This is a genomic window from Myxococcus qinghaiensis (assembly GCF_024198215.1).
GTDB lineage: Bacteria > Myxococcota > Myxococcia > Myxococcales > Myxococcaceae > Myxococcus > Myxococcus qinghaiensis.
In genome coordinates, this window is sequence record NZ_JAKCFA010000007.1 from 345065 (window position 1) to 365594 (window position 20530).

Here is a 20530-nt window from a genome sequence, read left to right on the forward strand (position 1 = left end):
CTCTCGGAGGTATGGAGATGAAGGCTGTTGTTCTGCGCAGTTTCGGTGAAGCCGGGAATTTGAAGATGGAGAACGTCCCGGTGCCCGCTCCGGGGCGCGGCGAGGTGCTGCTCAAGGTGCACGCTTGTGGCGTCTGTTATCACGACGTCATCAACCGCCGAGGCAACCTGCCTCGCACCAGCGTCCCCGCGATTCTCGGCCATGAGGCCGCTGGCGAAGTCGTGGCGGTGGGGCCGGACACGCCAGGGTGGAAGACAGGCGACCGGGCGGCGACGCTGCAAAGGCTGTCATGTGGCGAGTGCGGGCTGTGTCGCAGCGGGCGAAACAGCTTGTGCAAGACGGACAACCGCTTCTTCGGCGAGGAGCTGCCCGGCGGTTACTCGCAGTTCATGGTGGCGCCCGTCGCGGGCCTGGGCCGGGTGCCCGCCTCGCTGCCCTGGGCCGAGGCCGCCACGGTCTGCTGCACCACGGGCACCGCGGTCCACACGCTGCGCACGCGGGGCAAGCTGCGGGCGGGTGAAACCGTGCTCATCACCGGCGCGAGCGGAGGCGTGGGCATGTCCGCCGTGCAGCTCGCCAGGCTGGACGGCGCGCGCGTCATCGCCGTGACGTCCGGCGAAGCCAAGGTGAAGCCGCTGCGGGATGCGGGCGCGGATGAGGTCATCCTCTCGAAAGGATTGGATTTCGCGGCGGAGGTGCGCAAGCGAACCAGCGGTGCGGGCGTGGACCTGGTGGTTGAGATTGTGGGCAGCGCCACGTTTGACCAGTCATTGAAATGCATCGCCCCCGGCGGCCGGCTCGTCGTGGTGGGAAACCTCGAGTCGGGCCTCGTGCAAATCAATCCCGGGCTTATCATTGTCAAAGAGCTGGAGATCATCGGCGCGTACGCCACGAACCAAGCGGAGCTGGATGAGGCGCTCCGGCTGACGGCCACCGGTGGCGTGAGACAATTCGTCACGGACGCGGTGCCGCTCGCGGAAGCGGCCCGGGCCCATTTCCGGCTGGAAAACCGAGAAGTGGCGGGCCGGCTGGTGCTGGTGCCGCCCGAAGCCTGAGCCGCCGTCGAGACAACAACCGAGGTTTGAGGCACGAATTGGAAGCGAGGAGCCCCATGAAGAAACGGGTTGGAATCGAAGCGCTGGCAGTGGCCGTGCCGTCCCGATACGTGGACATCGAGGACCTGGCGCGCGCGCGAGGGGTGGACCCGGCGAAGTTCACCGCCGGCCTGGGCGCCAGGGAGATGGCCGTCACGGACCCGGGCGAAGACACGGTGTCCCTGGCCGCCACGGCGGCGGCGCGGCTCATCCAGCAGCAGGGCGTGGACACGTCCCGCATCGGCATGCTGGTGGTGGGCACGGAGACGGGCATCGACCACTCGAAGCCGGTGGCCTCGCACGTCCAGGGCCTGCTGAAGCTGCCCCGCACCATGCGCACGTATGACACGCAGCACGCCTGCTACGGCGGCACCGCGGGATTGATGGCCGCGACGGAGTGGATTGCCTCCGGTGCGGGCGCGGGCAAGGTGGCCATCGTCGTGTGCTCGGACATCGCCCGCTACGGCCTGAACACGGCGGGCGAGCCGACCCAGGGCGGCGGCGCGGTGGCGCTGCTCGTCTCCGAGCAGCCGGACCTGCTCGCGCTGGACGTGGGCCTCAACGGCACGTGCACCATGGACGTCTACGACTTCTGGCGGCCCATCGGCCGACGGGAGGCGCTGGTGGACGGGCACTACTCCATCAACTGCTACCTGGAGGCCCTGTCGGGTGCGTACCGGGGCTGGCGCGAGAAGGCGCTGGAGCACGGGCTGGTGCGCTGGTCGGGCGCCCTGCCCGGCGAGCAGCTCGCGCGAATCGCCTACCACGTGCCCTTCTGCAAGATGGCTCGCAAGGCGCACACCCAGCTTCGCCTCTGTGACTTGGAGGACGCGGTGGGGCCCGGGCCGGGCACGCCGGAGGCTCGCGAGGAGGTGGCGAAGTCGGCGGCCAGCTACGACGCGCAGGTGGCGTCGTCGCTGGGGCTCAACGCGCGCATCGGCAACGTGTACACGGCGTCGCTGTACCTGGCGCTGGCGGGGCTGCTGCATCGCGAGGGCGCGCAGCTCGCGTCCCAGCGCATCGGCCTGCTGTCCTACGGCAGCGGCTGCATGGCGGAGTTCTTCTCCGGTGTCGTCGGGGAGAAGGCGGCGGAGCGGATGGCGCGCGCGGACCTGGACGGCGTACTGGCCCGGCGCGAGCGCGTCTCCATCGAGGAGTACGAGCGGCTGATGAAGCTGCCCTCGGAGGCTCCCGAGGCCAAGGCCCCGGCGCCCGGCGCGTTCCGCCTCGCGGAGATTCGCGACCACAAGCGCCTGTATGTCGAGGGCGGCGCGGTCTGACGGAAGCACCGTGACGGTCGCCCCGGGCACACAGCTGCCGGGGCGGCCTGCTCAAGGCGTGAACTCCTCCACGCCTCCCGACACGCGCTGTCCCCGGTGCCACACGCCGATGATGCGGTGGACGGCCTGGATGTCCTCGGCGGGGTTTCCCTCCACGAGGATGAAGTCCGCGCGCTTTCCGGGGGTGAGCGTGCCCCGGTCCTGGAGCTTCAGCAGCGCGGCCGCATCCCGCGTCGCATGGGTCAGCGCCGCGAGCGGTGTGAGCCCCGCCTGCACCATCAGCTCCAGCTCCCGGTGCTCCGCGAACCCGGGGATGCGCAGCGGGTTCGCGCCGGAGTCCGTGCCGAAGCCGATGGACACGCCAGCGTCATGGAGCGCCTTCAGGTTGCGCAGGTTCATCGCCACGGAGGCCTTGTTCCGCGCCAGGGCCTTCGCGTCCCCGAGCGCCTTCGCACGCCACGCGGGGTCCGCGAACTGGGTGGCGAGCGCGGGCTGCACTGCGTGCGCGAAGAAGGGCGTCCGCATCCACTCGGGCTGCTCGGCGAAGATGTAGAAGGTCTCATCCAGGCCGAGCGTCGGCACGTACCACGTCCCGCGCGCCTTCATCTCTCGCACCAGCTCTTCATCCACGGGCCTGTCGCGGATGCCGTGCGCGAGGACGTCCACGCCGTCGCGCACCAGTCGCTTCGCGTCCTCCAGGTAGTAGACGTGCGCCGCCACGCGGAGCTTTCGCTGGTGAGCCTCGTCGATGATGGCGGCGTAGATGTCGGGCGACATCTTCGTGGACAGGCTGCCGTGGAAGTCGTCCACCCAGATCTTCAGCAGCGCGGGATTGCGCGAGGCTGACTCCCGCACGGCGGCTCTGGCCTCCTCGACGGTGCGGGGCCGGTAGAGCTGGTCCTCGCCCACGTTCACCGGCGGCGCCGCCGACGGCACCCCGAGCCCCCGGTCCGCGCCCAGGAGGTCCGCGCCCCGCGGCGCTCCCGCGTTGAACTCCTCCTGGAGCGACGGGAAGAGCGTGGTGTTGAAGCCCAGCGACACGACGGTGGTGACGCCATACACCTCGAACTGCCGCGCCTGTCGCGCCACGTTGTCGCGCGTGTAATGGCCCGCGCCGGACTGCGTCCCGTCCACCACGCCCAGGTGCGAGTGGTTGGCGATGAGCCCCGGCAGCACGCTCTTCCCGCGCACGTCGATGACTCGCGCCGACTCCGGCACCTCCACGTCGCCGGAGGGCCCCACCGCGCGGAGCGTCTCACCCTCGATGACGAGCGTGGCGTCTTCGATGGGCGGACCGCCTTCCCCATCGATGAGCCTGGCGCCCCTCAAGGCGACCACGGCCGGGCTCGACGCGCCCTCGCCGCCGCGCGCCACCTCGGGGGCATGGCGCGCGCAGGCGAGCGTCCCCAGGAATCCAACGAGCCACCAGGACTTCGGGCGGAGATGAAGCGTCGACCAGGACACGCGGGCCTCCGGAGCGTCAGCGAAACAGGAGGCCAGGGGTAGCGCGCCCGCGCGGGCTCCGGTGAAGGGGAATGCAGGCGCACCGCGAGGAGCGTTCAGCCCTCGACATCGCCCCGCGGTAGACGCTGGCGGCGCGAAGGCCCAAGCGCCTTGCATTCTCCCCTGCGCCCCCGTGCACGCCCCGCTACCTTCGCCCCTCCGCTGACAGGAGCCAACACATGACGCAGATGACCTACCGTCGCCTCGGCCGCTCCGGCCTCACCGTCTCCGCCGTGGGCTTGGGCTGCAACAACTTCGGCATGCGCATCGACGCGCAGCAGACCCGCGCCGTCGTCGATGCCGCCATCGACGCGGGCATCACCCTGTTCGACACCTCCGACTCGTATGGCACCTCGGAGGAGCTGCTCGGCGAGGCCCTGGGCACCCGCCGCCGGGACATCATCCTGGCCACCAAGTTCGGCAGTGACGTGAAGGGCGAGAACGGCAAGGACTGGGGCGCGCGCGGCTCGCGGCGCTACATCCGACGCGCCATCGAGCGCTCCCTGCGGCGCCTGCGCACGGACTGGATTGACCTCTACCAGCTCCACTGGCCCGACCCCCACACGCCGATTGAAGAGACGCTGAGCGCGCTCACCGAGCTGGTCCGCGAGGGCAAAGTCCGCTACGTCGGCTCTTCCAACCTCTTGGGCTGGCAGGTGACTGACGCGGAGTGGACGGCCCGCACGCGCGGCCTGGAGCGCTTCATCAGCGCCCAGAACGAATACAGCCTGATTGGCCGCGCCGTCGAGCAGGACCTGGTGCCCGCGCTGCAACAACACGGCATCGGCCTGCTCCCCTACTTCCCGCTCGCCAGCGGGCTGCTCACCGGCAAATACAAGCGAGGCGCGGCGGCTCCGGAGAACACCCGCGTGAAGCAGTGGAACATGGGCGGGCTGCTCACCGACGCCACGTTCGACGCCGTCGAGCGGCTGGAGGCCTTCGCTCGCGAGCGCTCCATCACCCTCATCGACGTGGCCATCGGCGGGCTCGCCGCGCGCCCCACCGTGGGTTCCGTCATCGCGGGCGCCACCTCCGCCGAACAGGTCAAGACGAACGCCAGGGCCGGTACGTGGACGCCCACCGCCGAGGACCTCGCCGCGCTCGAGAAGGTCCTCCCGCGCGGACGCGGCATCAGCGTCAACGACGTGCTGTACAAGTAACCCGGACCTCTTGGGGACCGAGGGCTACAGCTTGACGACCTCGGTCCCCGGCGCGGCAGGCGCACCCGGGACTCGGTGTAGGGACGGGAGCCCGACTCCACCTGTCAGTGATAGGCCCGGATGATTTGGTGGACGATGTTGGGTGACACCGCCGGGCACGCGGCGCCGGTGCGCTTCGACTCCGAGTCCTTGCCGCTGACGCCTCCCGTGCAGCCGGCCCTCCCGCGGACGTTCTGCTGGACGCCCGGGGACTGGCATAGGCTGCGGGCCAATGAAACTCACCCAGCTCCGGGTCTCCGGCTTCCGCTCGCTCCGAGACGTCGACCTGCGCCCGCCCAACTTGTGTGTGCTGGTGGACACCGAGGAGTCGGCCACCCGGGACCTGACCGCGCTGCTCGCGCTGATACAGGCGATTTCGGAAGGAGGGCTTCAACAGCACCTGCTCACATCCGGCGTGCTCGACGGCCTCCAGGCAACGCAACCCGTGCGCGTGGAGCTGAACTTCTTCGACAACCACTATGGCGTGGAGCTGAAACGGCGGACGGACGGCACGTGGCAGGTGACGTGGGAGTCGGTGGACCTCAACGCCGGCGTATCGGCCCTCCTTGTCGACCCTGCCCTCGACGCGCCCCGGGCGGAGGCCTCACTGCTCGAGCTCGCGCCAGGTGTGGCCCCCTCCGAGCCCCCCGACGGGCTCAGCCAGTACGACAAGGAAGGCTGGTACGTGGGCTACCTGTTGGCGAACTGGCTGTGGTGGATGCGGTGCTTCCTGCGCGACATCCAATTCGACGACGGCCCGCGCCTGGACGCGCCGACCCTGCACTTCCGCGTGGAGCCCTCCAGGGATCCACCGCCGAACTCCATCTGGGAACAGGTCCAGGCCATGCACTCCGCCGCGCGCCTGTCCCAGGTGGTGCTCTGCACACCGTCGGAGTCCCTGGCGGAGTCCTTCGACGTCCGCGAGGTCATCCGCGTGGACATGCACGAAGGAGCCGCGCGCTTCACGCCCCTGTCGCCCTCCGCGCCCGCCTGAGCCGGAGCGGAGTCCGGGTCCTCACGGCGTGAAGCGCCACACCCGCAGCGAGCCATCCCGTCCACCCGTGGCCACGAGGTTCCCCTCGGGCCCCCAGGACACGGCCGAGACGTTGTTGTCATGAAAGCCGATGACGGTGGCCGGCAGCGCGGGCACGCTCGTGTCCCACACGAAGACCTGCCCGCCCAGCCCGCCTCCCGCGACGCGGCGCCCGTCCGCGCTCCAGGCGAGCGCCTCCGGAGAGAACGCGAACGGCGTCTGCGCGAGCTGCCTCCCCGTGGAGACCTCCCACAGGGCCAGGCCAGGACGACCACCGAAGGCGAGCTTCGTTCCATCCGGGCTCAAGGCCGCCGCCAGCGACGAGGTGTCCGCGACGGGCGCGAGCGTCGTGATGGCCTGCGTCACCGGGTCCCACACATCCCAGCTCATGCCGAAGTAGGCGACCACGAGCTTGCCCTCCGGCGTCCACGCGAGCGACAGCACTTGTCGCGAGCCGTCCGGAAAGCGGAACAACTCCGCGCCGTTCGTCATGTGATGGACCCGGATGACGCCGCGCTGGGAGGCGACGGTGGTGACACCCATGACGCTCGCCACGCGGACTCCATCGGGACTCGGCGCGACCTGGTAGACCTCCAGTGCCGGAGTCGGTTCCCGCCGGATGGGAAGCTGCGCGAGCGTCCCGTCCTCCGCGTTCCAGACGTTGATGACCCCATCATCTCCGCCCGTGGTCAGCCGCGTGCCGGCGAGGTTCCACGCCAGCGCGCGCACCGGCTGCCCGCCATGGCCGTCGAGGGTCCTGAGCGAATCACCCGCGCGATTCCAGAGCCGCACCTTGCCCTCGTCACCGCTGGAGGCCAGCACGTCACCCGTGGGGCTCCACGCAGCCGCCCGGACCGTGTAGCGATGCGGCAGGACCTCGCGTCGGCTGTAGGTCGCCGCGCCCGAGTCCACCGTGAAGACATCCAACGTCGCCGGCAGGTCATCCACCACGACGAACTGGGGCTTCGTCGGATGGAAGCGAAGCGCGTCATAGCCTCGCGCGTTGGCACCCGTAGCCACCTGGCTCGCGTCCACCACCACCGCGCCCGTGCCCGCATCGAGCACGAACAACTGGCGCGCGGGCCCTCCCACGCCGAGCCAGCGTCCATCCGCGCTCCAGTCCACCTGGGCCGCCAGTCCCCAGGCTCCCGCATGGGTGGCCTCCACGCGATACCCCGTGGTCGAATACACCTTCACCTCGCCCTGGAAGCCCGCCGCGAAGCGAGCGCCATCCGGGCTCCAGGCGAAGCCGGCTGCATCTGGCAACAGCTCCTCCGGCCCCTGTGTGCCCACGGCGTGGAACTCCACCCACCGCGAGAGGGTGCCCGCCTGCATCGCGATTCGGACGCCGTCAGGGCTCCACGCCAGCCGATGCACCTTGTCCACCGCCGTCAGCGTCTGGCCCGCGCGCTCTCCGGTGGTGGGGTTCCAGAAGTGGACCTCCTTGTTCGCATCCGTCGCCGTGGCCAGCCGCGTGCCGTCCGGACTCCACGCCAGCGCCCGCACGTTGCCGGCCTGTACGGGCCACTCCCGAAGCGTGACGCCCGTCACCGCATCCAGCACCGCCACGCTGCCCGTCGACAGCCCCACGGCCAACACGGCTCCGCTCCCGGGCTTCCACGCCACCGAGGAGAAGCGCGCGGGAGCCACCGCCGCCGTCAGTCGCTTCACACGCCCCTGCGTCGCATCCCAGACGCGCAGCACGCCCGGCGTCGACACACTCCCATCCACGGCGGCGAGCAACGTGCCATCCGGGCTCCACTCCGGCGACGCCGGCAACTGCGCCCCCGTGCGCTGCCAGGACAGCGCCGTGTCGAGGACTGGTGCGAAGCGCACCGTGACGACCTTGTCGGCATCGAGCAGCAGCTCACAGCTCCGGACCGTCCCCTCACACGCGGAGGTCCCCAGCAGCTGCCAGCCCTGCGCGGGCACGGCCTCCAGCGTGAGCCGCGTCCCGGAGGCGTGCCGGACGGAGCAGGTGCCCGGACAGTCCACGCCCGAGGGCGTGCTCGTCACGCGCCCCTGCCCCACGACTTCCACCTGGAGCCCCCGATTCCCATCGGGCGGTGGCTCTCCGACGATGAAGGTGAGCTGGGGCGACCACGCGCCCGCGGTGCCGGCCGAGTCCACCGCGCGGCACCGCGCCTGATAGGAGCCCTCCCGGGAGACGGGCACGTCCACGCCGGAGGTCGTCCCGCTGTCGACCTCCGGAGACTGGGGCAGCGTTCCACCCTGTCCCCAATCGAAGACATAGACGAGCCGGTCTCCATCCGGGTCGTCCGCCGTGCAGCGCAAGCGCACGGGCCCCCCGGGCGCCACCTGCGCGTTCTCTATCTGGAGCAGGGCCACCCCGGGAGCGCGCGACGAGGGCCCGGGCGGTTTCTCGTCGGAGGTACACGCGCCCAGGACACAGGTCAGGACCAGGGATGTGATGCGGGCGGCGCGCAGGGACACGAGACGCGAAGTCATGGGCATTCTCCCGCGCGTCCCGGCCCCCCAGATGCGCGTCGGGACGTTCCCTAATCGTCCACCCACGCGGTGTCAAAGCCTGTCCGTGGCCTCCCCGAAGAAGTCCTCTGTGGGAGACCATTCGCAGGCAGCCTCACGAGAAGTTTCCCATGCACACCCCGCCGAGGCTGTCATTGCGTGGTCATGTGGGGGCCCGACTCACGCCAGGCCTTGCTGACGGGAGCCTCCAGCGCCCTTGAAGTAGTCGGCGAGCTTGCCGCTGTTCGGCGACGCGCTGGGATTGCTCATGGCCACGGCGGGCTTGGCTCCGGTGACGACCTCCACGGCCTTCTTGAAGATGAGGGGCAGCGCGGCGCCCAGCACCAGGTACTGCCGCATGGGAATCTCGCCGTCGCCCGCGAACCACGCCCACACCGCCACGCCGGAGCCGACAATCATCAACGCGGTGATGACCCAGTAGGGAGCGGACCGCATGAGCGCCTTGTAGCGCCCCGTGCCCAGGTGCTCCCGCAGTCCGTACCAGTGCAGCAGCTCCTGCAGCGCGCTGCCCAGCATTCCAATGAGGATGATTTGAATGGCGCTCATGTCGGTCCTCCCGAGGTCTGGTCTCCACGTGGCAGGAGTCCGCTCGGCCGGAATGTGATGTGGGGCGGCCGGGCACGCGGCCCCCCCTCCGTTCGTCAGCCCTCGCGGGCACAGCGCCTGGCACGGCTGGCACACGTGTGCCAGGCACCGGCGCCCGTGTGTCTCAGTCCTTCCAGGTGTTTGCCTTTGAGCGACGTGGGCGGAATGCGCGGCATTCGCGTTGCACATGCGGTCCTGGGCACCAAGTCGGTGCTTCTTGCGAAAAAGGACCCGCTGAACATGAAGAAGACCTCGCTTCGCGCGTTGTTCTCCGCGCTGCTGCCCGCGCTCCTGCTGGCCCCCTTTGCCTCGGCCGTCGCCGGCGAGCGAATGACCTCCACCTTCGCCTGCTTCCAGAGCACCGAGGACCGGCCCGAGGCGGACTTCGACGGGACGTCGCATGGGGTGCGCAACCGGTCGGAAGGAATCAACTGGCAGTGGATCGACCTGCGCTGCCCCGTCGCGACGGACGCGACGTTCGCGCCGAACAACATCTACCAGGTCAACGTCCAGGGGTTCGACGGCCACAGCGGCCACGACGTCTATGTGATGGCCTGCACTTCCTGGAAATGGTCCACGGGAGGCCGCTGCGGCAGCGCCCTGCGCAGCGCGGCCACGGGCTATTACAACGTGACCCTGACGAGCGGCTCGGGCGTGGACGCGCTGTACTACTGGCGGACGGCGCCGTGGGACTATCCCTACGTCCTCATCCAGCTCCCGGGCCGTGGCGACGTCGGGTTCACCTCGTCGGTGGGCTACACCCTCTACACGCCGTGAGTTGAGGGCCAGGCCATGAAGAATCGCACCGTCCCCTTCCCTTCCGGACGCGTGCTCCTCGCGCTGGCGGCATGTGCCGTCGGCGCGGCGGGAGCCACGCTCACCCTCCGCTCCACTTCCGCGGTGAGTCTCTCCGACGCGGCACCGCCCGCGGTCCGTGAGGAAGCCACCCTGCGACCTTCTCCGCCGGCCCCGGTGGACCCCGCCGTGGAGCAACGGCGGGTGCTCGCCGAATACATGGGCGAGCTCCAGCGCCATGAACTGGAGCCCATCCAACCCGGGTGGGCCGTCCCCACCGCGACGGGGCTGCGTGCCGACCTGGACGCGCTGCGCACGCGCCGGCCGTTCTCCGTGCTGGGCGTCGATTGCAGGACGCACACCTGTGTCATGACCCTGGAGTGGCTCGACTACGAGCGAGCCACGCAGACAGCGTCCGCCCTGCTGCACCACCGCTTCGTGGTGCCGTGCGCGCGTACGGTCCTGATGCCGGAGCCGCCTCAGCGGGACAAGCCCTACCGCACGCAGGTGCTGCTGGACTGCATGAGCGGGTGACGACCGCTGGGAGTCAGGTGAGCTACGCTGGGGGAGTCGGGAGCCAACGCGCCAGACTCCCCTGCCGCCTTCTCAGGAGTACAGCCCTTGACCGCCCAAATCACCGACACGGTCCTCTATCGCGAGCAGACCTTCAGCCTCACCGGCGTGAAGGGCACCGGGCTCTTCATCCCAGGACAACATGGCCTCAAGCCCGTGGCGCAGTCGACCGCGTGCTGGCGCGGCTTCTTCTGCGGTTACCGCGTCACCGAGGAAGGACTGTTCCTCGAGAGGCTCCATGTCGGAGTGCACCCGGATGACACGCCGTCCGTCCGGGACGGGCAAGGCGCGCCGCTGTTCGGCAACGCGCCCCGGTATGACCCGACGCACGACGAGTGCGCCGTGTACGAGCCGCACCGTGCGCGAGTTCCCTTCACGGGGAGCCTGTTGATCGGCACCGACTTCATCCGTGAGCTGGCGGTCCACATGGGCTTCGCGCCCGCCTGGAAGTTCCGCGAGGTCCACGAGCTGACGTTCGAGGAGGGACATCTGACGAGCGCGCGGGACCACTCCAAGGCGATGGCCCACACCCGGGACCAACGCCTGGGCCGCCCACTCAGCCCGGGGTTGTCCGCCAGTCCCCAGGAGATCGAAGCGTGGATCGAATCGACCTTCCAGCAGGACTACGAGTAGCCCTCGATGCGAGCGCGGGACCTCGGGTCGGAGGCTCCGCGCTCCTCCATGTGCGGCACGTCGTCCCGAGCCACTCACGCCGTCTTCGGGTATCGCGCCTGATGGTCCGCGTAGAGCTTCCGCTCCTCGCGGAATGCCTGCGCGATGCTCGGCCGCTCCCGGAGACGCGAGACGTAGGCGACCAGGGCAGGCCACTTCTTCAGGTCCACGGGAGTCGCCGCGCACCATCCCAGCACGGCGAACAGGTAGGCGTCGGCGACGCTGAACTCCTCCAGCAGGAACTCCCGACCGCTCAGGTGCTTCTCCAGCAAGTCCAGCCGTGAGCTCGCCTTTTCCAACGCGTAGGCCTTCGCCCCTTCCGGAGCCTTGGGGTCCAGGAGCGGCGTGAAGACCGACTTGTGCAGCTCCGTGCCGACGAAACACAGCCATTGCTGGAGCCGCTCGCGCGCCCTGCGCTCCGTCGGCGCGAGTTTCGCCTCCGGCCAGCGGCCCGCCACGTGCTGGAGGATGGCGGCGTTCTCCGTGAGGATGTCGCCATCATCCGTCCGCAAGGTCGGCACGTAGCCCAGCGGGTTGATCTCCCGGTAGTCCTGGCCATCCTGCGTGCGCTTCGTCTTCGAATCCACCTCCACGAAGGCGACCTCCGCACCGGCTTCGTAGAGGGAGATGCGGGTCGCCAGCGAACAGGACAGCGGTGAGAAGTAGAGCTGCATGGTCATTCCTCCAGGACATCGAGCACGTTCCCCCTTGGGAACGCCGATGACTCTGGTCCTCGCCGCCCTATGCGTCCAACGCATCGTTCGCATAGGCTCGATGCATGAGCGACATCGCCGCCCCGCCCGCTACCCGCCTCGACATCAAGGACTTGCGAGTCGTCGTCGCCCTGGCCTCGGCGGGAACGACGGCCCAGGCCGCCACCCTGCTCCACCTCACCCAGCCAGCGGTCAGCCGCGCCCTGCTGCTCGCGGAAGACAAGCTCGGCACCCGCCTCTTCGACCGCACACACCGAGGTCTCGTCCCCACCGACGCGGGCAGACAGCTCGTCACCGGCGCCACGCGACTGCTCCTGGAGCTGGGTGACCTGGAGCGCTGCGTCCTCACGCCCGCCACCCCACCCGTCCGCCTGCGACTCGTGTGCGAGTGTTACACCGCCTACCACTGGCTCCCCTCCCTGCTCGTGGACCTGCGCAGGAGCATGCCGGGGCTGGAGATCGTCCTCGCCGTGGAGCATACGCGCGATCCCGTCCCCGCCCTCGAAGCGGGAGACATCGACGTGGCCCTCCTCACCCAGGCCACCATCCCCCGCGCCACGCTTCGGGCCCGCAAGCTCTTCTCTGACGAGATTGTCTTCGTCGTGTCCGCCTCACATCCACTCGCGGGCCGCAAGACGCTCACGCGAGACGACCTGCGCGAGCACACCCTGCTCACGTCCCAGACACCGCCCGCGGAGGCCCACTGGTTCATCACCCAGGTCTTCGGCCGGGAGCGGCCCCGCCTGCGCTACGAGCGGCTCCCGCTGACCGAGGCGATGTTCGACCTGACGCGGGCCGGCCTGGGCATCGCCGTCATCTCGGAGTGGATCGCCGGGCCGCATCTCGGCAAGGGAGACCTGGTCGCGAAGCGGCTCGCGTCAGGGCCGCTCCAGCGCTCCTGGCGCATCGCCTGGCGGCGCGAAGCCAGTGAAGCAGCGCACCGCCTGGCGACAGCCCTGGAGGGACTCGCGCCCCGCCGGCTCGCGACGGGGTGAGCCACACGCCCTGGGCTCACTCCACCGTGGGCGACGGCGCGTTCACCGGCTCGGGCGGCTCGATGGCCGGGCGGACGATGAGCTGGTCGATGGACGGCCGCTGGCGCCGCTCGAAGGGCTCGAGCTTCACGGCCCGCCCCGTGCGCGCGGACTCCTGGAGCGCGACAATCACCCGCAGGTCCGCCAGCCCCTCCCAACCCGACGGCTCCGGCTCTCGGTTCTCCAGGATGCACTTCGAGAAGTAGAGCAACTCCGGAGCGAACTGGTCCTGCTTCTCGAACGTCCGCTCCTCCGTCTTCCCATCGACGGTGATGAAGTGCTTGCGCTCGGAGTCGTACCCGAACCCCGGGTCCGCGCGCAGGTCGCCCTTCTCGCAGACGACCCGGTAGCTGGAGACCGCCGACGCCGCATGGCTGATGGCGAACTGGCCCATCCGCCCCTCGGAGAAGCGCAGCAACGCGAACGCCGTGCCGTCCACGCCCTTGAAGCGCGCGTCCGGGTCCTCCTGCGTGAAGCACACCACCTCCGTGGGCTCGGCCCCGAAGAGGTAGCGCGCGGCGTTGATGGGATACGGCCCCTCGTCGAGCAAGGCCCCGCCTCCCACGTCGGCGCGCGTGCGGATGTCTCCCGAGCGCGCCTGCTGCGTCATCAGCGCGGAGAACATCCGAGGCTCGCCCAGCTTGCCAGAGCGCAACAGCTCGATGGCTCGCAGGTTCGCCTCCTCGAAGTGGAGCCGGTAGGCGACCATCAGCCGGACGTCGTGCTCGTCCGCGACGCGAATCATCGCCTCGCAGTCCTCCACCGTCGTGGCCATCGGCTTCTCGCACAACACATGCAACCCCGCCCGAGCGGAGCGCTCGGTGAACTCGCGGTGCATCGTGTTGGGCAGCACGATGTAGACGGCGTCGACCTCCGCGTCCCGGCAGACCTGCTCGAAGTCCTCGTAACCCGCGCAGTGTTCAACACCGTACTGCTCACGCAGCGCCTCGCGCTTCGTTCGGTCCGACGAGAAGATGGCCACCAGCTCGGAATTCTCCTTCGCGTTCTTGAACGCCGGGAGGATGGCCACCTGCGCGAGATTTCCCGCGCCCACCACCGCATAACGAATCCGCCGCGAGCCACGTTGAGCCATGCGCACACCTCCTCTGGAGGACACGCTGTGCGCCAGGGCGCGGGGTCACAAGTCCCCGCCAGGGCTCCAGGCTTTCCGCACGGCTGGATGGTGGGCAGCACGGCGTCCAGGACACCGGCATGAAGACGCGGTGAGGGAAGAAAACGGGGTCATGCCGTTCAGCGATGGCAGGCCTCGGATTTCGCAGCCCGCTCCGCCGCTCGGGAGTGCCGTCTGTCGTTGTCGCACCTCCTTCCCCTAGACGACCCATGCTTGGAAACCCGCGGTTGACCCTTGTCCTCTCCGTCGTCATGGCGGTGAGCTTCTTCGGCTGCCAGAGCGCCGAGCCCCCCGTGAGTCCGGAGTCCTCGGCGGGCGAGCGCGTCGTCACCTACGGCCACGGAGCCTTCCTCGGCGAGGGCGGAAAGGTCCTGACAGCCGACCTTGGACTGGTGCGGCGCACCCAGCAGGAGTTCCTGGAGACGCTGCGGCGACAGGCCCTGGAGAAAGGCGGCCTCGACATCGACGGACCGCGCAAGGTCATCACCAGCCAGGTGGACGACGAGGTCCTCGCCAACGCGCTGTACATCGACTGGCTGAACGACACCCTGCACCCCGAGGACTACACGCGCATCCGCGCCCTCAACGGGGCCCTGCGCACGCACTACCTCAAGCGGCTGAGCACGTCGAAGGTGGAGAAAGAAGAGCAGCACGAGACGAAGGGCGTGGGCTCCGACGTCGCACGGAAGCTGGAGGCGCAGGGCATCAAGACCTTCTCCATCACGGAGAACAGCGGCGAGGCCTACATCCGCGAGTGTGCAGCCGCCGGCGTCCCCATTCCTCCGCCCATGTTCTCCGCGGGCTGGGTCAACCGGGGCGTCATCGACGACGAGTTCATCAGCACCACCGAGAAGGCGGAGTTGATGCACTACACCAGCGACAAGCCGCCGGGCGTCTGTCTCGCGCTGCCCCGCTACCTGCGTGACGACAAGTCCATCGACCTGCTCGGCATCATCTGCCTCGGCACGCTCAGCAACAAGGCGTGCTTCTGGGACAACCCCGCGAGCAAGACCTTCATCCGGGGCGTGCAGGTGGACATCAAGGACTTCGTTGGAGGCTACGCCCTCGAAGCCAACGGCCAGGGCACCTGCTCGGACTGCCACGCGGGCGAGAATCCCTTCATCGTCCACCCCGAGAAGCCCCCCTTCATCGGCTTGGACCTGTTCGGGACGGGTTGGTACGAGCCCATCGTCCACCCGAGTTGGCCGCAGAACCCGGGCCCCTCGTATCTGCTGGAGGCGGTCTCCTCCGAGGGCCGCTGCGATACCTGCCACCGCGCGGGCGGCTCCGGTCGCCGCTTCCCCGCGCTCTCCAAGGAGCTGCCCGGCTACTGCAGCATCGTCCTGGAGACGGCCGTGAGCCCGCCGTTGCCCGGGACGATGCCTCCCTACGGCGCGGACCGCTCGCAGTACACCGCGCACGTGGATGCGCTGCGCAAGGCATGCAAGGCGCCGAAGCCGACAGGCACGACGGTGCCCGGCAACATCCCGGATGACACGGGCTATCTCTCGCCGCCCGTGGTCATCGACCCGCTGTATGCCTGTGCGACGCAGGTCGCGGTGCGCGGCGCGGTGCTCGACGCGAAGGTGACGCTGACCATCAACGGCACCGACGTGGGCTCGCTCATCGCCCGCAACCCCGACCACGAGGTGTTCAATGTGCCGGCGCTGGTCGTCGGCGACAAAGTCACGGCCCGGCAGGAGAGCGGCGCGGCGGTCTCCGGCCCTTCACCGGAGATTCAGGTCCGCGACCACAAGGTCGACTACCCCGCGGGCCTGCCCGCGCCCGTCATCGACCCGACGCTCATCTACGAGTGCGCGGAGGTCATCTCCGTGCGCCACGTCCCGGGCGCGAAGCTCACCGTCACGGTGAACGGCGGCTCGGCCGTCTCATCGTCGACCAGCACGGACTGGACGGCCATCCGCCCGGGCAAGACGCCCTTCGTCGTGGGTGACGAGTACAAGGCGGTCATCGGCCTGTGCGGCGACAAGAGCCCGGAGTCCGCGCCGCAGAAGGCCGTGAAGGCGCCCGCGAGCATCCCCGCGCCCTCCTTCGACCCGCCGCAGACCTTCGCGGGTCAGCAGCTGGTGAGCCTGGGCTCGCTGACGAACGGCGCCCGGACGAGCATCGACGTGCTGGGCGTGGGCTCCGCGGGCGGCTTTTCCACGCCCATCTCCTGGTACCCGAACTACGACTTCGCCACGCCCCTGGGCCGGGCCCTGAACTCCGGCGAGGTCCTGGTCGCGCAGCAGAAGCTGTGTCAGGCGGGTCCGCCGAACCAGACGCCTCCGGCGGGAAGCTGCAAGGAGCTGCAGGCGCCGCGCATCCTCCAGCCGCTCGCGGGCACCAACTTCGTCATCGTGTTGCAGGCCATCCCCGGCGCGCGCATCCGCGTCTATGACAGCAGCAACAAGGAGATTGGCGACGGCAGCGGCAACGTCATCCTGCTGAGCCGGAACCTGGTGGCCACGGACATCCTCACGGTGGTCCAGCAGGTCGGCAAGTGCACGAGCAGCACCGCCTACCGCATCAGCGTGCGCGGCGGGTAGTCACCGCTCGGAACGCGGGAGGCTTGGGTCTCGCCAGGCAACGGGCGTGGGCCGAGCCTCCCTGCTTCCCCTCCGAAAGCAGCGGGCAAGACTCCTCTCTCCACCGAGGCATCCGTACCCTAGCCAGGACCGGTACCGAGGGGAGAGCATGCCAATGAGTGAGCAAGCCCAGGCCAGGGCGGCCGTCGTGTGGAAGAAGGGTGGGCCCTTCCAGCTCGAGGACGTCACCATCGAAGCCCCTCAGGCGGACGAAGTGCTCGTCCGGATGGTCGCCACTGGCATGTGTCACACTGACATGATTGTCCGCGACCAGTTCTACCCGGTGCCGTTGCCCGTCGTCCTCGGGCATGAGGGGGCGGGAGTCGTCGAGCGCGTGGGCAGCAGGGTGACCAAGGTCGCCCCAGGCGACCACGTCGTCATGGCCTTCACCTTCTGCGGGAGGTGCGACCTGTGCCAGTCGGGGCATCCGGCGTACTGCCGGGAGTTCTTCGCGCGGAACCTGGGCGGTGGGCGGATGGACGGGTCCACCGCGGTCCAGAAGGAGGGCAAGCCCCTCCATGACCACTTCTTCGGCCAGTCCTCCTTCAGCACCTTCGCCATCGCGACCGAGCGCAACATCGTCAAGGTGCGCAAGGACGTCCCGTTGGAGCTGCTCGGCCCCCTGGGGTGCGGCATCTCCACGGGCGCGGGCGCGGTCCTCAATTCGTTGAAGGTGACGGCGGGGCGCACGTTCGCGGCCTTCGGTTCCGGCGCGGTGGGATTGAGCGCTGTCATGGCCGCGCGGCTGGCGGGGGCCACCACCATCATCGCGGTGGACACCCGGCCCAACCGCCTTCAACTGGCGCTGGAGCTGGGCGCCACGCACGTGGTGAACGGGCAGGACGAGGACGCAGTGGCGTTCATCAAGCGTGTCACCGGAGACAAGGGCGTGGACTTCACGCTGGAGTCCACGGGAAATCCGAAGGTGCTGCGGCAGGCCATCGACTCGCTCGACCTCCTGGGGACGTGCGGCGTCGTCGGCGCACCGCCCTTCGGCACCGAGGCGAGCTTCGACGTGAATGACCTGATGATTCCCGGCAAGAGCGTGCGCGGAATCGTCGAGGGCGACAGCGTCCCGGACGTCTTCATCCCCCAGCTCATCGACCTGTACTCGCAGGGAAAGTTCCCCTTCGACAAGCTGGCGAGGTTCTACCCGCTGGAGCAGATCAACCAGGCGGCCAAGGACTCGGAGAAGGGCGATACGCTCAAGCCCATCATCCGGATGACGCGACCTGGCTGAGCTCCGCGCGTCACATCCCACGGAGGAGACGTCATGGCGGATACACCGATTGCCGTCACCGGCTGCACGGGCCGGCTCGGGGGACGCATTGCCCGTCGGCTCGCGGACCGGGGAGTCGCCCAGCGGCTCATCGTCCGCGACGCGGAGCGGGCCCCTTCCCTGCCGGGAGCCGAGGTCCACGTCGCGGCGTATCGAGACCGGGACGCGCTCGCCCGCGCGCTGGAGGGCGTCCGGACGGTGCTCTTCGTGTCCGCGAAGGAGGCGCCGACGCGGCTGGAGGAGCACTTCGCGTTCATCGAGACGGCGGCGTCGGTGGGCATGGAGACGCTCGTCTACACGTCGTTCCAAGGGGCGGCCCCGAACGCGACCTTCACGTTCGCCAGGGACCACTGGGCCACCGAGCAGCGCCTGCGTGAGCAGCGCTTCTCCTCGGTGATTCTCCGGGACAACCTCTATCTGGACTTCCTTCCCATGCTGGCCGGGGACGACGGGGTGATTCGAGGTCCGGCTGGCAATGGCCGCGTCGCCGCCGTGGCGCAGGACGACATCGCCGACGTCGCCACCGCCGTGCTGCTGAATGCACGTGAGCACCGGGGCCGCACGTACTCGCTGACCGGCCCCGAAGCGCTGACGCTCGATGAGGTCGCCGCCGTGCTCAGTCGCAAGCTGGGGCGCCCCATCCGCTACCACCCGGAGAGCATCGAGGAGGCCTATCGCTCACGCGCCCGCTACGCCGCCGAGCCGTGGCAGGTGGACGCGTGGGTGAGCACGTACACGGCCATGGCGGCGGGCGAGCTGTCGGAGGTGACGACCGACGTGGAGCGGCTCGCGGGACATGCGCCCATGAGCCTGGAGTCCCTGCCGATGGCGTGAGGCTACTTCGCGGGCTTGCGAGCGTTCACCACCCGCCGCACCTCTTCCGTGATGCGGTCGAGCTTGCCCTCCGTGTCGAAGCCCTCGCAAGTAGGGCGGTACTCGACCTCCTTCGCGCCCGGGCCCGGGATGACCCAGAGTTTCGTGCAGTCACAGCGCAGCCCGGCGAGCAGCTTGCGTCCCTTCTTCGCGCGCAGCTCCGCGACCCAGCACGAATCCGCGCAACCACAGGAGCGGTACTCCAACACCTGGGATTTGTTCTCCCAGTCGAGCGTGTAGAGCGAGTGGTCCGCCACCACACGACCTGGAAGCACCAGGAGGGCGAAACCCACCAGGCCTGGCCACGACACGGCACTCCGCTGCTGCATGGTCCGCCCTCGGCGCTCAGCGCGCTCCCGGGAACGGGCTCGCGAGGGAATGAAGCATAGCCGCTCGGGCTGTCAGGATTCAGCGCAGTAATGCCGGAGGAAAGCCGTGGCGCTTCGCCAGCCAGACGACGAGCAGCGTCGGCACCAGCAGGATGACCAGCAGCCAGGGGAAGGCGGTGGCGCCCAGCGTCTCCAGGAGCACGCCTCCGGCGATGCCTCCGCCCGCGATGGCGATGTTCCAGGCGGTGACGATCATCGACTGGGCCACGTCCGCGGCCTCACCCGCCGACTTCGCGGAGGCGGTCTGGAAGAGCGTGGCCGCCCCACCATATGCGAGCCCCCAGACCGCCACTCCGACGTAGACCACGGCGGGAGTGCTCCCCCACAAGCCGAGCGCGAACGACACCCCCAGGAGCAGCGCCGTGCTGACAAGCACCAGCTCGCGCAGCCATCGGTCGATCAACACACCGATGACCCAGATGGCGACGAGCGCGAACACACCAAAGACAAGCAGGACGACGTCGATGTCCTTGGTCAGGCCCGCCGGAGCGAGGAAGGGGGCGATATAGGTATAGAGGACGTTGTGCGCGAGCACGAACGCGAGCGTGGCGAACAACACGGACCGGATACCCGGCAGCATGAAGACCTTTGAAATCGACATGTGCCGCTCCCCGCGCTGGCCTGGGAAGTCCGGGAGCTGGGCGAAGACCCAGCCCGCGAGCAGGAGGGACAGGACGCTCATGATGCCGAAGGTGACGCGCCAGCCGACGGCGGCGCCCAGGAAGGTCCCCGCTGGGATTCCGAGCGAGAGCGCCAGTGGAATGCCCACCATGGCGACCGCCATCGCCCTGCCCTGCTGGTGCTCCGGCACCATCCGCGCCGCGTAGCCCGCGACGAGCGCCCACAAGAGTCCCGCGAACATGCCGGCGAAGAACCGCGCGCCGAGCGTCAGCACGAAGTTCGTCGACACCGCCGTCACCGTGTTGACGACAGCGAAGCCCAGGATGGCGAGGAGCAACACCGGCCGCCGCCTCAAGCCTTGCGTCGCGGCCGTCAGCGGTATCGCCGTCAGCAATGTGCCCAGCGCATAGAGCGTGACGAGCTGGCCGACCAGCGCCTCCGAGACTTGAAGGTCCGCGCTCATCCTCGGCAACAGGCCCGCGGGCAGCGCCTCCGTGAGGACGGTGATGAAGGCCGCCATGGCCAGGGCGAGCAGTCCGGCGATGGGCAGGCGCTCGGACTTCTCGGGCGTGTCGTCAGCGGAAGGGAGTGCGGGCGCCGCCTGGGCGCGGGTCGGGGTCGTGGAAGTCATGGAGGCCGCCAGTCAGCGAAGTGAAAGG

Annotated in this window: 19 protein-coding genes; 11 read left to right on the forward strand and 8 right to left on the reverse strand. The window is 69.3% G+C overall.

Annotated elements, in window-relative coordinates:
* Window positions 1–17 precede the first annotated feature (17 nt).
* Both LZ199_RS15395 and LZ199_RS15400 read left to right on the forward strand, forming a co-directional pair.
* Window positions 18–1055 (forward strand): alcohol dehydrogenase catalytic domain-containing protein, encoded by a 1038-nt coding sequence (locus tag LZ199_RS15395; RefSeq protein WP_253994437.1) that lies wholly within the window; start codon window positions 18–20, stop codon window positions 1053–1055.
* 56 nt (window positions 1056–1111) lie between these two features.
* Window positions 1112–2374, forward strand: coding sequence for a hydroxymethylglutaryl-CoA synthase family protein (locus tag LZ199_RS15400; protein WP_253994438.1), 1263 nt, complete (start codon window positions 1112–1114; stop codon window positions 2372–2374).
* Window positions 2375–2425: 51 nt separating this feature from the next.
* On the opposite strand, the gene LZ199_RS15405 is transcribed toward LZ199_RS15400, so the two are convergent.
* Window positions 2426–3838 (reverse strand): amidohydrolase family protein, encoded by a 1413-nt coding sequence (locus LZ199_RS15405; RefSeq protein WP_253994439.1) that lies wholly within the window; start codon window positions 3836–3838, stop codon window positions 2426–2428.
* Between the two features lie 218 nt (window positions 3839–4056).
* On the opposite strand from LZ199_RS15405, the gene LZ199_RS15410 reads away from it, so the two are divergent.
* Window positions 4057–5037: an aldo/keto reductase gene (locus LZ199_RS15410; RefSeq protein WP_253994440.1), complete on the forward strand. Its 981-nt coding sequence runs from the start codon at window positions 4057–4059 to the stop codon at window positions 5035–5037.
* A gap of 104 nt (window positions 5038–5141) precedes the next feature.
* Here the strand turns inward: LZ199_RS15410 and LZ199_RS15415 are convergent, their stop codons facing one another.
* Complete coding sequence (locus LZ199_RS15415) at window positions 5142–5309, reverse strand: hypothetical protein (protein ID WP_253994441.1); 168 nt, start codon at window positions 5307–5309, stop codon at window positions 5142–5144.
* Here LZ199_RS15415 and LZ199_RS15420 point away from each other — a divergent pair.
* Window positions 5309–6070 (forward strand): AAA family ATPase, encoded by a 762-nt coding sequence (locus LZ199_RS15420; RefSeq protein ID WP_253994442.1) that lies wholly within the window; start codon window positions 5309–5311, stop codon window positions 6068–6070. The genes LZ199_RS15415 and LZ199_RS15420 overlap by 1 nt on opposite strands.
* Window positions 6071–6091: 21 nt before the next feature.
* Here the strand turns inward: LZ199_RS15420 and LZ199_RS15425 are convergent, their stop codons facing one another.
* Both LZ199_RS15425 and LZ199_RS15430 read right to left on the reverse strand, forming a co-directional pair.
* On the reverse strand, window positions 6092–8578 hold the full coding sequence (locus LZ199_RS15425) for a WD40 repeat domain-containing protein (RefSeq protein ID WP_253994443.1): 2487 nt from the start codon (window positions 8576–8578) through the stop codon (window positions 6092–6094).
* 198 nt (window positions 8579–8776) lie between these two features.
* Window positions 8777–9163: a hypothetical protein gene (locus LZ199_RS15430; protein ID WP_253994444.1), complete on the reverse strand. Its 387-nt coding sequence runs from the start codon at window positions 9161–9163 to the stop codon at window positions 8777–8779.
* Between the two features lie 279 nt (window positions 9164–9442).
* On the opposite strand from LZ199_RS15430, the gene LZ199_RS15435 reads away from it, so the two are divergent.
* The 3 genes from LZ199_RS15435 (at window position 9443) to LZ199_RS15445 (ending at window position 11203) form a co-directional block, all read left to right on the forward strand.
* Complete coding sequence (locus tag LZ199_RS15435) at window positions 9443–9979, forward strand: hypothetical protein (RefSeq protein WP_253994445.1); 537 nt, start codon at window positions 9443–9445, stop codon at window positions 9977–9979.
* A gap of 15 nt (window positions 9980–9994) precedes the next feature.
* Window positions 9995–10531: a hypothetical protein gene (locus tag LZ199_RS15440; RefSeq protein WP_253994446.1), complete on the forward strand. Its 537-nt coding sequence runs from the start codon at window positions 9995–9997 to the stop codon at window positions 10529–10531.
* 87 nt (window positions 10532–10618) lie between these two features.
* Window positions 10619–11203, forward strand: coding sequence for a hypothetical protein (locus LZ199_RS15445; protein WP_253994447.1), 585 nt, complete (start codon window positions 10619–10621; stop codon window positions 11201–11203).
* 74 nt (window positions 11204–11277) lie between these two features.
* On the opposite strand, the gene LZ199_RS15450 is transcribed toward LZ199_RS15445, so the two are convergent.
* Entirely contained in the window at window positions 11278–11916 is a 639-nt protein-coding gene (locus LZ199_RS15450; protein ID WP_253994448.1) for a glutathione binding-like protein, read from the reverse strand.
* A 104-nt stretch (window positions 11917–12020) separates the two neighbouring features.
* Between LZ199_RS15450 and LZ199_RS15455 the strand changes: the two genes are divergently transcribed.
* Window positions 12021–12950: a LysR family transcriptional regulator gene (locus tag LZ199_RS15455; RefSeq protein WP_253994449.1), complete on the forward strand. Its 930-nt coding sequence runs from the start codon at window positions 12021–12023 to the stop codon at window positions 12948–12950.
* 16 nt (window positions 12951–12966) lie between these two features.
* Here the strand turns inward: LZ199_RS15455 and LZ199_RS15460 are convergent, their stop codons facing one another.
* Complete coding sequence (locus tag LZ199_RS15460; protein ID WP_253994450.1) at window positions 12967–14082, reverse strand: Gfo/Idh/MocA family protein; 1116 nt, start codon at window positions 14080–14082, stop codon at window positions 12967–12969.
* Window positions 14083–14348: 266 nt separating this feature from the next.
* On the opposite strand from LZ199_RS15460, the gene LZ199_RS15465 reads away from it, so the two are divergent.
* The 3 genes from LZ199_RS15465 to LZ199_RS15475 all read left to right on the forward strand — a co-directional run bounded on the left by LZ199_RS15465 (window position 14349) and on the right by LZ199_RS15475 (window position 18822).
* Complete coding sequence (locus tag LZ199_RS15465; protein ID WP_253994451.1) at window positions 14349–16670, forward strand: hypothetical protein; 2322 nt, start codon at window positions 14349–14351, stop codon at window positions 16668–16670.
* Between the two features lie 154 nt (window positions 16671–16824).
* Window positions 16825–17949 carry an NAD(P)-dependent alcohol dehydrogenase gene (locus LZ199_RS15470; protein ID WP_253994452.1) on the forward strand — a complete coding sequence of 375 codons (1125 nt, stop codon included), beginning with the start codon at window positions 16825–16827 and terminating at the stop codon, window positions 17947–17949.
* 33 nt (window positions 17950–17982) lie between these two features.
* Complete coding sequence (locus LZ199_RS15475; protein ID WP_253994453.1) at window positions 17983–18822, forward strand: SDR family oxidoreductase; 840 nt, start codon at window positions 17983–17985, stop codon at window positions 18820–18822.
* Window positions 18823–18824: 2 nt separating this feature from the next.
* On the opposite strand, the gene LZ199_RS15480 is transcribed toward LZ199_RS15475, so the two are convergent.
* Entirely contained in the window at window positions 18825–19190 is a 366-nt protein-coding gene (locus LZ199_RS15480; protein ID WP_253994454.1) for a hypothetical protein, read from the reverse strand.
* Window positions 19191–19269: 79 nt separating this feature from the next.
* Window positions 19270–20502, reverse strand: a complete 1233-nt coding sequence (locus LZ199_RS15485) for an MFS transporter (protein ID WP_253994455.1) — start codon at window positions 20500–20502, stop codon at window positions 19270–19272.
* Window positions 20503–20530 lie beyond the last annotated feature (28 nt).

Bases quoted from the DNA above. Each gene is read 5' to 3' on its own strand.
- LZ199_RS15430 (WP_253994444.1), bottom strand. From the start codon at position 9,163: ATGAGCGCCATTCAAATCATCCTCATTGGAATGCTGGGCAGCGCGCTG.
- LZ199_RS15440 (WP_253994446.1), top strand. From the start codon at position 9,995: ATGAAGAATCGCACCGTCCCCTTCCCTTCCGGACGCGTGCTCCTCGCG.
- LZ199_RS15420 (WP_253994442.1), top strand. From the start codon at position 5,309: ATGAAACTCACCCAGCTCCGGGTCTCCGGCTTCCGCTCGCTCCGAGAC.
- LZ199_RS15395 (WP_253994437.1), top strand. From the start codon at position 18: ATGAAGGCTGTTGTTCTGCGCAGTTTCGGTGAAGCCGGGAATTTGAAG.
- LZ199_RS15435 (WP_253994445.1), top strand. From the start codon at position 9,443: ATGAAGAAGACCTCGCTTCGCGCGTTGTTCTCCGCGCTGCTGCCCGCG.
- LZ199_RS15425 (WP_253994443.1), bottom strand. From the start codon at position 8,578: ATGACTTCGCGTCTCGTGTCCCTGCGCGCCGCCCGCATCACATCCCTG.
- LZ199_RS15470 (WP_253994452.1), top strand. From the start codon at position 16,825: ATGAGTGAGCAAGCCCAGGCCAGGGCGGCCGTCGTGTGGAAGAAGGGT.
- LZ199_RS15400 (WP_253994438.1), top strand. From the start codon at position 1,112: ATGAAGAAACGGGTTGGAATCGAAGCGCTGGCAGTGGCCGTGCCGTCC.
- LZ199_RS15485 (WP_253994455.1), bottom strand. From the start codon at position 20,502: ATGACTTCCACGACCCCGACCCGCGCCCAGGCGGCGCCCGCACTCCCT.
- LZ199_RS15480 (WP_253994454.1), bottom strand. From the start codon at position 19,190: ATGCAGCAGCGGAGTGCCGTGTCGTGGCCAGGCCTGGTGGGTTTCGCC.
- LZ199_RS15410 (WP_253994440.1), top strand. From the start codon at position 4,057: ATGACGCAGATGACCTACCGTCGCCTCGGCCGCTCCGGCCTCACCGTC.
- LZ199_RS15460 (WP_253994450.1), bottom strand. From the start codon at position 14,082: ATGGCTCAACGTGGCTCGCGGCGGATTCGTTATGCGGTGGTGGGCGCG.
- LZ199_RS15475 (WP_253994453.1), top strand. From the start codon at position 17,983: ATGGCGGATACACCGATTGCCGTCACCGGCTGCACGGGCCGGCTCGGG.
- LZ199_RS15450 (WP_253994448.1), bottom strand. From the start codon at position 11,916: ATGCAGCTCTACTTCTCACCGCTGTCCTGTTCGCTGGCGACCCGCATC.
- LZ199_RS15455 (WP_253994449.1), top strand. From the start codon at position 12,021: ATGAGCGACATCGCCGCCCCGCCCGCTACCCGCCTCGACATCAAGGAC.